The 13,355-nt window shown below is 31.2% G+C and carries 11 protein-coding genes; 5 read left to right on the top strand and 6 right to left on the bottom strand.

Going from position 1 to position 13,355, the window contains the following annotated elements; translation table 11 throughout:
- On the top strand, nucleotides 1-290 hold a 290-nt coding region (locus tag WC223_10525; protein MFA6924671.1), incomplete at its 5' end, for a lysylphosphatidylglycerol synthase domain-containing protein.
- Between the two features lie 23 nt (nucleotides 291-313).
- On the top strand, nucleotides 314-2,383 hold the full coding sequence (locus tag WC223_10520; GenBank protein ID MFA6924670.1) for a tetratricopeptide repeat protein: 2,070 nt from the start codon (nucleotides 314-316) through the stop codon (nucleotides 2,381-2,383).
- 29 nt (nucleotides 2,384-2,412) lie between these two features.
- On the opposite strand, the gene WC223_10515 is transcribed toward WC223_10520, so the two are convergent.
- Nucleotides 2,413-3,600, bottom strand: coding sequence for a YCF48-related protein (locus WC223_10515; protein ID MFA6924669.1), 1,188 nt, complete (start codon nucleotides 3,598-3,600; stop codon nucleotides 2,413-2,415).
- 121 nt (nucleotides 3,601-3,721) lie between these two features.
- Here WC223_10515 and WC223_10510 point away from each other — a divergent pair, with 121 nt between their 5' ends.
- Nucleotides 3,722-4,105, top strand: a complete 384-nt coding sequence (locus tag WC223_10510; GenBank protein MFA6924668.1) for a tetratricopeptide repeat protein — start codon at nucleotides 3,722-3,724, stop codon at nucleotides 4,103-4,105.
- 165 nt (nucleotides 4,106-4,270) lie between these two features.
- On the opposite strand, the gene WC223_10505 is transcribed toward WC223_10510, so the two are convergent.
- The gene (locus WC223_10505) at nucleotides 4,271-5,038 is read right to left on the bottom strand and encodes a YdcF family protein (GenBank protein MFA6924667.1); all 768 of its coding nucleotides are present in this window, start codon (nucleotides 5,036-5,038) and stop codon (nucleotides 4,271-4,273) included.
- A gap of 269 nt (nucleotides 5,039-5,307) precedes the next feature.
- Between WC223_10505 and ligA the strand changes: the two genes are divergently transcribed.
- Nucleotides 5,308-7,356, top strand: coding sequence for an NAD-dependent DNA ligase LigA (gene ligA / locus WC223_10500; GenBank protein ID MFA6924666.1), 2,049 nt, complete (start codon nucleotides 5,308-5,310; stop codon nucleotides 7,354-7,356).
- Nucleotides 7,357-7,422: 66 nt separating this feature from the next.
- On the opposite strand, the gene WC223_10495 is transcribed toward ligA, so the two are convergent.
- Nucleotides 7,423-8,115, bottom strand: a complete 693-nt coding sequence (locus WC223_10495) for a cytidylate kinase-like family protein (GenBank protein MFA6924665.1) — start codon at nucleotides 8,113-8,115, stop codon at nucleotides 7,423-7,425.
- Between the two features lie 126 nt (nucleotides 8,116-8,241).
- Entirely contained in the window at nucleotides 8,242-10,746 is a 2,505-nt protein-coding gene (locus WC223_10490; GenBank protein ID MFA6924664.1) for a YfhO family protein, read from the bottom strand.
- A 256-nt stretch (nucleotides 10,747-11,002) separates the two neighbouring features.
- Here WC223_10490 and WC223_10485 point away from each other — a divergent pair, with 256 nt between their 5' ends.
- Nucleotides 11,003-11,755, top strand: coding sequence for a menaquinone biosynthesis protein (locus WC223_10485; GenBank protein MFA6924663.1), 753 nt, complete (start codon nucleotides 11,003-11,005; stop codon nucleotides 11,753-11,755).
- Between the two features lie 75 nt (nucleotides 11,756-11,830).
- On the opposite strand, the gene WC223_10480 is transcribed toward WC223_10485, so the two are convergent.
- Together WC223_10480 and WC223_10475 are read right to left on the bottom strand one after the other, a co-directional pair.
- Nucleotides 11,831-12,154 (bottom strand): YbjQ family protein, encoded by a 324-nt coding sequence (locus WC223_10480; protein ID MFA6924662.1) that lies wholly within the window; start codon nucleotides 12,152-12,154, stop codon nucleotides 11,831-11,833.
- A gap of 26 nt (nucleotides 12,155-12,180) precedes the next feature.
- Nucleotides 12,181-13,209: a T9SS type A sorting domain-containing protein gene (locus tag WC223_10475; GenBank protein ID MFA6924661.1), complete on the bottom strand. Its 1,029-nt coding sequence runs from the start codon at nucleotides 13,207-13,209 to the stop codon at nucleotides 12,181-12,183.
- Between the last annotated feature and the right edge of the window lie 146 nt (nucleotides 13,210-13,355).

Here is a 13,355-nt window from a genome sequence, read left to right as displayed (position 1 = left end):
ATTTTATGTTCATGGCTTTTTTTGCAAGCAAATTAGGATATTTCGACCATTTCCTGATTTATGCCCGACAACTTGTAATGCGAATGTTGTTTCTGGTTAGCCCTACGCCAGGTGCAAGCGGAATAGCAGAATATGTTTTTTCAAAGTTTCTTGTTGACCTTATTCCTAATTTATCATGGGCAGTGCCTCTTGCGTTAATCTGGCGATTGATTACGTATTATCCGTACTTATTTCTTGGTTCCGTGATATTACCGGGCTGGATAAAAAGAGTTTATAAGAAGAACAAATAATTAAATCTTTTTTTATTGATTATATGAGTAATAATTTCAGCAATAAAAAAAAATCAAAAAAACAAAGCGGCTCTACTATTGCTGCAAGGCAATACAAACCACAACTAATATCTTCGAACAAGAAAAATAAAGATATTTTATTCGCAATATTTGTAATTGCAATAACTTTTTTGTGTTTTTTACCTACGTTGAAATGCAGCTTTACGAATCTTGATGACCAGTATTATATTATAAATAATCCCGATATAAAAAATCTTTCTTTTAATAATATTAAAATTCTATTTTCAAACTTCTACGTTGGCAATTACCAGCCATTAACTATGTTGACATATGCTATTGAAAATAAAATCTCGGGATTAAATCCTTTTGTATATCATTTTACGAATTTTATTTTGCATATACTTAACACTTTGCTTGTATTTGTTTTTATAAAAAAAATAAGTTCAAATATAAATATTGCTGCAATTGGAGCGGTTTTGTTCGGAGTGCATCCTTTGCATGTTGAATCTGTTGCTTGGATTTCGGAAAGAAAAGACGTTTTATATGCTTTCTTTTACATTGCAGGATTGATAACATATCTGAAATACAAAGAAAAAAACGATGTTAGATTTTATATGCTGACAACTTTGTTGTTTGTTTTTTCGTGCTTGTCAAAAGCCATGGCAGTGCCGTTTTCAATAATGCTTTTATTGATTGATTATTTGCAAATGAAGAAAGTAAATTTTAAAATTATAATTGATAAAATCCCGTTTCTTGCAATTTCATTTGTATTCGGACTTGTTGCAATTTATGTTCAGAAAATGCAGGGGGCATCAACTTTTATAAACAATGTTGGCAGTGCATATTCGGGTACAGACAGATTTTTTCTTGCAAACTACAGTTTATTTTTTTATTTGTATAAAATGTTTCTGCCATTTGGTTTGGCTGCTATTCATCCTTATCCATATAAAATCAATGATTCAATTCCTATGATATATTTTATTTCGCCAATAATAAATTTTGTTGTATTCGGACTTGTAATTTATTCTGCGAAAAAAGGTAAAAAAATAATTTTCGGTTTTTTGTTTTTCTTTTTTAATGTACTGCAAATTTTACAAATACTTTCAGTTGGCTCTGCAATTGCCGCTGACCGATATTTCTATATTTCATCAATCGGATTGTTTTATATTATAGGCGACTTATATGGAAATGCCATTGAAAATCCAAAATATATAAAGTATAAACAAATTATAGTTGCTATAACTATTGTGGTTGTTGCTGTTCTTTCTGTTCTTACCTTTAAGCAGAATAAAGTATGGGAAAATAGTGAAAAATTATGGACTCAAATGATAAAAGTTTATCCTAAAAATGAACTCGCATATTTCAACAGAGCTGTTTTTTATTTTGAAAATAAACAAATAGATTTAGCTTTAAATGATTTTAGCACTGCAATAGAAAGAAATCCAAATTACGTACAGGCAATTTCAGCACGTTTAGACATACTTTCCAAAAGAAATGATTTTTCAAATGCAATTAATGACATAAACAAATTAATACAAATTAATCCTTCCGATTATGAAAATTATATACGTCGTGGTACGATATACAGGGAAATGCAGAAAAATAGTATCGCAAAAGAAGATTTCATGAAAACAATCCAGTTGAAACCGGATAATTATGCTGGCTATATGAATCTTGCAATTCAATTATGTATTGAGGGAAATTTAAATGAAGCGATAATAAATTTTGATAAAGCACAAAAGTTATCTCCCAATTCTTCTGATATATATAGCAATAGAGCAAATTTTTATGCGATGACAAAAAATTATGAACTTGCAATTGTAGATTACAACAAGGCAATTCAGCTAAATCCTAATGATATAAATACATATTTTAACAAAGCAATACTTGAATCGGAGTTTAAAAAATATGATGATGCATTGATAGATTATAAAAGAATTACATCACTTGAACCCGGTAATGCTATGGCTTATTACAAAATGGCTGTTATTTATTCGTTTAAGAACGATAAGAAAAATGCACTTGAAAATGTTAATAAAGCAAAAGAACTTGGTTATAATGTTGATGAGAAAATTATTGAAAATTTAAAATGAATCTATTTTTAAATTAGATTTTATTTTTTTTAATTTATTGTTATTTTTTTTGTTATAACTTTTTTTTCACTTATAAGCTGCACAAAATAAACTCCGCCTCTCAATTTGCCTATATCTATTTGTGTTTTGTTGCTTTTTATTTCCTGTTTAATTAATTCTTGTCCATTTATGTTACAAATTGACAAAATGTTTTCTTTTTCTGTTTCGGGTATTTCTATTGTTAATATATCTTTTGTAGGGTTAGGGTAAATTATCATATCAATTGAATTATTTTTTAGCTCATTTATCGAATTGCCACCCCCATTTGTTGTTTTCAGTATTAATCCATTGCTGCCTACAATATAGCCGGTATTGAAATTTATGAAAAATAAAAATACATAATTTTCATTAGGATTACTAAAAGACTGTGTATACCAATTTGTTCCGCAATCTGTTGTTTTCAGTATAAAACCAGCCTGACCAACAATGTACCCGTTTTTATTGTCCGTGAACCAAACATCGCTAAAAGAACCTGACTTAATCTGGCTTGACCAATTTTTTCCTGCATCTGTAGTTTTAAGAATAATGCCATTATATTCTGCTATGAACCCAGTAGTATCATCAATAAAGTAAATTGAGGCATTTAAATATGAACTATTTAAGCAAGTTTTTGACCAATTAGCTCCACTATTAGTTGTTTTAACTATTACACCGCTATCTCCAACAGCATAACCTGTGTTGTTATTTGTAAAAAAAACATGATAAAAATTACTTAAAGTACCAGAATTTAACAAAGACCAATTGTTACCTCCATTTGTAGTTTTAATTATTGTGCCATTTGCACCCACAACATATCCTGTTTGTGAATTTGTGAAAAAACCTTTATATAATTCGTTTGATGTACCAGAATATTTTGTTGACCAGTTTTCTCCTGCATCAGTTGTTTTTATTATTACACCATTTGCACCAGCAGCAATGCCAGTATCTTGGTTTGTAAAAAAAACATAATACAAAATATTTGAGATGCCAGGATTTTTTGGCGTCCAACTCAGTCCAGCATTTGTGGTTTTAATAATAATGTTATTGCTGCATGTTCCACCAACAACATAACCCACACTTTCATTTGCAAAATAAACTGAACGCAAAAATTGTGTTGTTCCTGAATTTAATGTTAGCCACTGTGCATTTGCAATATTTATTGTACACAATGAAATCAACAAAATGTATATGTTTTTCATCTTAGTAATAGTTTGTTTATTTACAAAGTTACATAAAAATTACATTTATACATAAACCTGATATAAAACTAATTTTTAACTTATTGAAAATGTTTTATAGAAGAAATATAATAAAAAGTGCATGCAAAGTCAAGTTAATTATTCAACAGTTTATTATTATGAAATATTATATAGCAAGAATCAAGGAAATCAATATGTGGTTTTTAAGTTAGGTACATTATACGGGCAATATAAGAACGACCTTGACAAATCTATTTTTTACCTCGAAAAATCAATTAGCTTAAACTCCAATGATGTGATAACATTAACAAATCTCGGAGTAGCTTATGGAATTCAGAAAAGATACGATAAATCAGTTAATGTACTCGAAGCTGCATACAAGATTGACCCCAATAGCTTGAATATTATTAATAATTTAGCATTAACATACAAGTTGCTTGGCAATAAAGAAAAAGCTCAATATTTCGATAATAGAGCAATTGCATTAAAAAACAAAAAGAAATAGGTTTATAATTTTGCTTGAAAATTTATTGAAAGATTAAAACTTTTGTTTTACCCTGATGAAAATTTTATTATTCAAAACTTTTTGAAAATAAAAAATGAATATCGAGGTTTTGCACAAACAACAAAATCCCGAAACTTTAAACTTTAGACATTAAACTTTAAACTATTAAACATATCCCATTATTAAATAACTGAAGTATCCGAGCCATTCATGAAACAAGCCATTCCATGAACACAGGGTTTCGACACTTGGAATAAGGAGCAAATCAATATCGTAGCTGGTTTTACCGGAGCGGCGGTCAACGCTGTATGGAAATACCTTTACGCCTGCTTTTTCAAAGCAAGCCATTGCTCTTTTTATATGGTAACCCGAGGTTATAAGAAGGTATTTTCCTTTAGGGAATTTATCGACAAGAATTTTTTTTGTGTAAACAGCATTCTGATATGTGTTCACGGAATTTGTTTCAATAATAATATCGGAGTCGGGAATACCTATTAAGAGCATGTATTTTTTTAATGTTTCCGCCTCTTTTTCATCGTTTTTAAAAAGTCGTGCATCACCGCCGACAAGTAAAATCTTTTTTATTTTTTTTAATTTATAAAGAGATAATGTCTGCAAAAACCTGTCGGTACTGCTCCTGAAATTTATGCGGCTCATTTCGGGGTCGTTCACGGCAATTCCGCCGCCGAGAACAATTCCTACATCATACGGCTGTGTGATTCTATTTTGATTTACGGCAGGTTCTTCCCACCAATACATGACTTTGTTGAAAATAAAAGTATTGGAAAAAATAATCAGCAGAAGCAGAGCCAATATAAAAGAACGTTTTTTTTGTGTTTGATTTTTGGAAAATAAAGAAACAAAAAGCAGAATCGCTATCCACATAAATGGATTTAAGAGAAATGATAATATTTTTGAAATGTAAAAAAACATATTTAAGTATATTAAAATTAAATCTTAATTTTAGTGTACGAAAAACTCACTCACTTGTGCTAAAGCGAAATTGACGGATAAAATTATCGTAAAAAAAAGTAGTTTTTTATACATTCTTATGAATCGAAAAAATAAATATACATATTTATTTTTAATTTCTGTTTGAATTCTTATGTTAACTATTTTTTTAAATTAAAATCTTGTACACAAAACTTTGTCGAAAGTTAAATATATTTGTATCTTGTTTTTATAAATTTTATTATTTGTTTATGAATCAGAAAGAAGCTAAAATAAAAATTCAGGAATTAACAAAGCAAATCGAAGAGCATAATAAACTCTATTATGACTTGGCAAAACCCGTAATTAGCGATTATGAGTATGATTTGGTTATGAAAGAACTTATTAAACTTGAAAATAAATTTCCTGAATTTGCTCAATCCGATTCGCCGACACAGAGAGTAGGTGGCGGCATTACAAAAGAATTCAAACAAGTTTTACATAAGTATCCGATGCTTTCACTTGGAAATACATATTCCGAAAATGACCTTAGGGATTTTGATGAAAGAGTAAAAAAAGCAATTGGCAGCGATTTTGAATATGTTTGTGAATTGAAATTTGATGGAGTTGCAATAGGGTTGACCTATAAAAATGGTTTGTTGTTTCAGGCAGTTACAAGAGGTGATGGTGAAAGTGGAGATGATGTTACATTGAACATTAGAACTATTAAAAGCATTCCGCTAAAATTAAAAGGTAATAATTTTCCAGAAGAATTTGAAATACGTGGTGAGATAATAATGCCTCGCAAAAGTTTCGAAATGCTAAATAAAGAACGTGAGGAAACAGGTGAATTGCTTTTTGCGAATCCGCGGAATGCAGCAGCAGGAAGTATAAAAATGCAGGATTCATCGGAAGTTGCGAAGCGTGGATTAGATTGTTTTTTATATCACATGTTATGCGACAATCTTCCGTTTGATTCTCATTACGAAAATTTAAGAGCGGCAAGAGATTGGGGCTTCAAGGTTTCTGATTATATGGTTAAATGTAAAGATATAAACTGTGTTTTTAATTACATTTCATCATGGAATGAAGAACGAAAAAAACTTCCGTTTGATATTGACGGAGTTGTTATAAAAGTCAATTCATATAAATTACAGGAACAGCTTGGTTTTACTGCAAAATCACCACGATGGGCAATTTCGTATAAGTTTAAAGCCGAAGAAGTTTTAACAAAACTTCTTTCTATAGATTTTCAGGTTGGCAGAACCGGTGCAATTACTCCTGTTGCAAACCTCGAACCTGTGCAGCTTGCAGGAACTGTTGTAAAACGTGCGACACTTCACAATGCCGATGTTGTGAAAAAACTTGATGTGAGAATTGGCGATATGGTTTATGTTGAAAAAGGCGGCGAAATAATTCCGAAAATTACAAGAATAGAAATTTCCAAAAGACCTTTAAATTCAGTGCCTGTAAAGTATATTGAAACTTGCCCTGAATGTAATACTCCTTTGATAAGAAAAGAAAACGAATCGATTCATTATTGCCCGAATGAAGAAAATTGTCCACCACAGTTAAAAGGTAAACTCGAACATTTTATTTGCAGAAAAGCAATGAATATTGATAGCTTGGGTGAAGGAAAAATCGAAATGCTTTATGATAACGGCATTGTAAAAAATATTGCCGATTTGTACGACTTGACTTATGAGAAATTAATAGGATTAGAAAAAGTTTTTAAAGCAACGGAAAATAAAAAAGAAAAGAAATTAAGTTTTAAAGAAAAAACTGTTGAAAATATTTTAAAGGGAATAGAAAATTCCAAAAAGGTAATATTTGAAAGGGTTCTGTATGCAATCGGAATTCGCTATGTAGGAGAAAATATTGCCAAGAAAATAGCAAGTCATTTTAAAAGTATTGACAATATTGCAAAAGCAACTTTTGATGAGTTAATACAGGTTGAAGAAATAGGGGATAAGATTGCAGAAAGTGTTATTAACTATTTTAAAAATGAAAATAATATTAAAATAATTGAACGTCTTAAAAATAAAGGAATACAATTTGAAGTAAACGGAAATGTTTCAAAAATAAAGTCAGATAAACTTCAGGGGAAGTCATTTGTTGTTAGCGGCACTTTTGAAAATTTTTCAAGAGACGAAATTAAAAATACAATTGAGGAAAACGGCGGTAAGAATGTAAGTTCTGTTTCTTCAAAAACCGATTATCTGGTTTCAGGCGAAAATACAGGACCCGAGAAATATAAAAAAGCAAAAGAACTTAATATTAAAATTATTTCAGAGGAAGAGTTTGTGGAAATGGTGAAATAGTTAATGGCGTAAATGCTTATCATTTCTGATGAAACCTGTTATTAGAAGTTTGCAACATTAGTTGATTTAAATAAAATTTTTATCTTCAATTATTTTAATAATCGTATCGGTAATTTCATGTTTCGTGAATTTTTTACGATTAAATGTTATATCAAAAAGTTCGTTGTCAGTTAAAGCACATTTGAATAAACTCAAAAAGGCACTTCTATGTTTGTCCATTTCTTCTATCTTTTCTTTAGCTTGTGACGGACTTATATTAAAACGTTTTGCAACAATTTCGACTCTCATCTCAAAAGGAGCAACAATTCTTATATGTAATGATTTTGGTGCCATCCTTGATATAATACATCCACCTCTGCCCACAATTATCACATGCCCTTTTTCAGCATATCCTAATATGATTTTTGTTATGGCATTTTTGATGGTTTCATCACTTACATGAGTGCTTCCTGAAAAAGAAGCAATCAATTCAGCAAGGAACCCGCGCTCTTCGGCATTAAATATATGAGAAATAATATGAGGTTTGGAATTTAATTCCAAAGCAGCTTCTTCCAATATATCTTTATGCAGAACTATCCATTTGGGATGTTCTTTTTTATCATTATTTTTTTTATTAATAGCATTTATAAGTAACTCGGCGAGTTCGTATCCTTCGCACCCGAATTCCCTTGATATAGTTATAACGGAACCTTTTTCTTTTTCTTCATCATGCTGCTTGTCCATTCTCTCAGACAAGTATTTTAAAATTAAGTTTTCCATTTTTAATTTCTTTTAAGTAAAAAAATATGTTGTAATAATACAAAAATAAATAAAAATAATCTAATCTAATTGCGTATAAATAATGGCAAAAAAACAAAGCGAAATTATTCTCATTGTGTGGGAATTTTATTTTTTTCTCCTCAATTCAACTGCAATACCTCCAAAAGCAATAAGTAAAATAAGAAGCGAACTTGCCAGCGAGATTTTTTCTCCCACATAATATAATTTTGGTTCAAACTTAAATTCTATTTTATGTTGTCCTGCCGGTACGAGCATTGCTCGCAATACATAATCTGCTCTGAAATATGGTTTCTTTTCACCATCAACATAAACGTTCCATCCTTTATCATAAAATATTTCAGAAAATACTGCAAGTTGCTCTTTGCTTGTTTTTGAATTGTAAACGATGTCATTTGGCTTGTATGATTCAAGCTTTATGGATGCGGTTGGTTCAAAAGTGTTTTTGTAATTTTTTATTAAGTCGGAATATCTTTTGTCAATTAATGCTGTTGTAGCGGGATTGATTTTATTTAATTGTGTTATTTCTTCATCTGCATTATTAACTAATTTATAATTATCAACAAACCATGCATTACCTGATGCGTATTTGTTTTTTAATGGAGGGGCTTCAGAATTATAAATAATATAACGTGTGTTGAGCATATTGATAACTCCGAGTTTTGATAAAGCGGCATCTATCGTGGTGTCGGAAGGATGATTTTTAAATGCAAAAAATATTTCCTGAATTTCCTTTGAAATGTGAAATTCTATTAATTCCTGATATCGCTTCATTTTAGCACCGTGGTAACCTCCGATGGATTTATGAAAATATGAAGTGCTGGCATCATTGAATGTATTTACTGCAAGATTTAAAACGCGGTAATCGGGCGATTGGTCTTGCAGAATATATTGGTCTGCCTGAGTTGGCTCATGCATGCTGTTTTCTTTTTGTTTTGTAATGAAATCGTCATTGTTCAGATAGCGTCTGTCAATTGCCCACATATCAATTAAAACAAGTGCAATTAAAATAATGCATGCATATTCTTTTTTGATTTTGTTATAAATTACAGCCCATATTGTAATTGCTGCAAGCAGAATAAAAATAAACGAACGGAAAGCGTCGGAACGCAATAATGAAGCTCTGTCGGTTGGCAATGTGGCTAACATTCCGTTTATAAGATTATCGGGCCAGCCGACTGATTTCAAGCTGTCTTTAAGTTCGGAATCGCCGCTGCTTGTGAAATCAAATAAGCTTCCTCCGAAAAGTGCAAACAGAAGGCATATTCCGCCAACTATGTAGAATGAATTTTTCAGATGTTTGAAAATTCTTTTTACATCAATTTCTTCTTCGAAAATTTTATTGAGTACGAGTATAGCCATTAGCGGCATTGCAAATTCAGCTATAACAAGTATCATTGAAACAGAGCGGAATTTATTATATCCGGGAAAATGGTCAAGGAAAAATTCCGTAAGCGGCATAAAATTTCTTCCCCATGCAAGCAATACCGAGAAAATTGTTGCAAACAAAAGCCACCATCTGAAAGTGCCTTTAACAACAAATAAACCGAAAACAAAGAGAAAGAAAATTATTGCACCCACATAAACAGGCCCTGATGTAAACGGCTGTGTTCCCCAATATAAAGGCAGATATTTTATGTGTTCTTCGGCATTAGGAACACCGTTATCATTAAGCATTTTATAGGTTTCGGAATTTTTTCCCAATGATGCCGTTGAAGAGCCGCCCATGAAATTGGGAATTAAAAGTGTCATGGTTTCGAGCTTTCCGTAACTCCAGCTTGTTGCATAGTCCTTATCCAATCCGGAAGTTTTGTTGTTCTTGTCGAATGTTAATTCCGATTTTCCGCGTGTGGAGTATTTTCCGTATTCATAAGTTGCCCATAAACTTGTTGCACATGTTCCTACAGCGATTATTCCTGCGATAATCAAAACAACTGTTGATTTTAAAAATCGCGGAAATGTTTTATATTTTATGGCATTTATAAATTCAATAATTCCGTAAATAACAACAATGAAAAACAAATAATAAGTAATCTGAGGATGAGCAGCTCTTATTTCAAGAGCAAGTGATAATGCGGTTATGACTCCACCCCAGAAATATTTCCCCTTGAATGACATGATAACTCCGGCAATAACAGGCGCTATGTATGCGATTGTTGCAGCTTTTGAATTATGTCCTGCTTCGATAATTATGAAAAAGTATGACGAAAAAGCGTAAGCTACAGCTCCGAATATGCTGAGCCATGGATTTATATTAAGACATATAAGCAAAAGATAAAAACCAAGTAATGTGATAAAAAGTATTCCGATAGGATGAGTAAAGCCAATATTCAAAATGCGAACAACATAATTCATCAGATTTGCATTGTAATTAACGGAAATGTTGTAGGCAGGCATTCCGCCGAACATTGAATTTGTCCACAGTGCCTCCTTGCCAGTTGCTGCACGAAAGTCATTTACTTCCTTCGACATTTCCACATTTCGCGTAATATCATCCTGCTTTAATTTTTTTCCCTGAAATGTGGCAGGACTATAATAAACTACAGTAATAAGTATGAAAAATAAAACTGCAATGATGTGTGGTAATACTTTTTTGTAATCGAAGTTTTTCATCTGTTTGAAATTTTAAATTTGAATTGCACAAACTTACATCAAATTTGTAAAATTCAAAAAATAAGATTAAAAGTTTATGTTAGTTGTTAAAAAAAATGTATGATATTAAGGAGTTTTTTAAAACCGACTGCAATTCTTCTTCAATGGAATACTTTAAACTTCAGGCATTTTAGATATTTTCATAAAAAACTTTTTTCTATTTGTTGAAATTAATTTAGGTTTGCAAATTGATAAATTAAAACAGAAGAAATTTATTATGAAAATATCATTAATACCGTTTTTAAATACCCTTCCTTTTGTTTATGGACTGAAAAAAAAGCCAATTGATAACAAGACCGAATTGCTCTACAATGTGCCGTCAGTGGCTGCAGAAAAGCTTTTAAATAATAAAGTTGATATAGGTATTGTTCCTGTTGCAGTAATTCCTTTGTTGAAAGAATATTATATTTATTCTGATTATTGTATTGGGGCAGTTGGAAAAGCGAAGACAGTTGAGCTATACAGCAATGTTCCTTTGAATAAAATCGAAAAAATATTTTTAGATTGCAAGTCAAAAACATCAATAAATCTTGTGCGCATTCTTGCACAAAAATACTGGAGGATTAACCCAGAATGGCTCAATGCAGAGGAAAATTATATTGACAATATAGAAAATAATATTGCAGGTGTTGTGATTGGCGATAAGAATTTCGAACTTAAAGATAAATTCGAGTATGTTTTTGATTTGGCAGATGAATGGCGTAAATTCACTTCATTGCCATTTGTTTTCGCATGCTGGATTGCAAATAAGAAATTGCATGGTGATTTTATTGATAAATTCAATGCGGCAATTAAATACGGTGTTGAAAATAAAAAAGCTGTTATTAGTGAATGGTATGCCAATAATGACAATCCATATAATATCAATCTTCGCGAATATCTCTTTGAAAATTTGAGTTATGAATTTGATGATTTGAAGAAAAAAGGAATGATGAAGTTTTTAGAATATCTTAAAGAAATAAAAAAATAAATCCCGAAAATCAGTATACATCTCTCACGCCATATTTGGCAATATAGTCATCACAATAAAACCCGTAATATCTTTTTATTCCACAACTACGGCGGTTCCATAACATAAAACTTCAGTAACACCGCTCATTATTTCGGTAGATTCATATCTTACACCAACCACGGCATTTGCGCCAAGAGATTCGGCGTGCTCAATCATCTGAGTGAAAGCATCAAGTCGTGTTTTTTCACAGAGTTCCGACATCAATGTTATATCGCCGCCGAATAATGTTTGAAAACCGGCACCGATACTTCCGAATATTGAACGTGAACGGACTATAATACCCCTTACAACTCCCAGATTGTTTTTTATTTTATAACCTGTAAGTTCAAAAGTTGTTGTTGTCATTTTAATATCCATGATTTTTTATTTTTATGGTTTATATTTTATTTCTGAATTATAACGGATGAATGATAAGCTTTATTGGGAGTTTCAATTGCTATAAAATAAACCCCATTTATTATGCAATCAAGCTTAACAGGGTTTGAAAAATTAAAATTATTTTTTTCATAAATGAGATTTCCAGTTAAATTAAATATTTTTAAATATGTGTTTTCAATATTTCCATTAATGTAAAAAGTTCCATTATTCGGATTAGGGTAAATGGAAACAGCATCAATATTATTATTATTAACATCACTTAATAATTCGTAAGCAATGGCGGCATCGAATATTTCATTTACAAACTGAGGTGCCACCAATGCAGTTGCCGCTGAATTCGGATGACTGTCGCTGCTGCTTGCAGCGTACTGACTTTGCAGGTATCCATTAGCATCAGTAAGTTTTGAAAAAAAATCGAAAACATAAATATTTGAAGGAAATGCACCGACAACAGGGTCAAGTCCATTTGCAAGAGTATCTTTTGCCCATTTGCAGAAATTTTTAGATAATGAAGCAGCAGATGAATTAGTTGCTCCCGCCACAAGCGGAGCATTTGTCCAGATTACAAAAAAGTTATCCGGATGTTTACTCATTGCTTCTACGATATGCCTCCAGTGCCATTTGTAATTATACATTGATTTTGTTGTGGGAGAATTTGTATCGGATGCATTTCCCATGCCACTCATATCAGAAGAAGGGAAACATGATTTTATTACAACAATTTTGTTGTTTGGAGTGTAATAACCAATACCAGTTACAGGACTTGGGTCTTCAAAAAAATTATGTTGTGTTGACCATTCATTATCTGATGGTGACCACCATTCCTCTGTCATGCTAACAGCATTACCTCCTGTGTATGAATGAACAATGTTATATGCCGTCATTTCCTGAGGTATGCTTGTTGAAGAACCATTTGGTCCCCAAATACAGCCACCGGTTGAATGATGTAAAAATATTCCGCTTCGGAACTTTGTTTGAGATAAACAAATAATTGAAGCTGTAAACAAAACTGATAATAATAAAATTTTTTTCATACGATTACTTATTTAGTAGTTAAATAATTTAGTAAAAATACAAATTTTTATTTTTGTAAAAAAGTTATCATTAATTGTTGGTTTTTTATGAATAAATTTTACTTTTGCAACAATAAAATTAAAAAAATAAATGGACCCTTATCCGT

Source organism: Bacteroidales bacterium (genome assembly GCA_041671145.1).
GTDB lineage: Bacteria > Bacteroidota > Bacteroidia > Bacteroidales > JAHJDW01 > JAQUPB01.
This window is presented reverse-complemented; position numbering and strand designations above follow the sequence as displayed.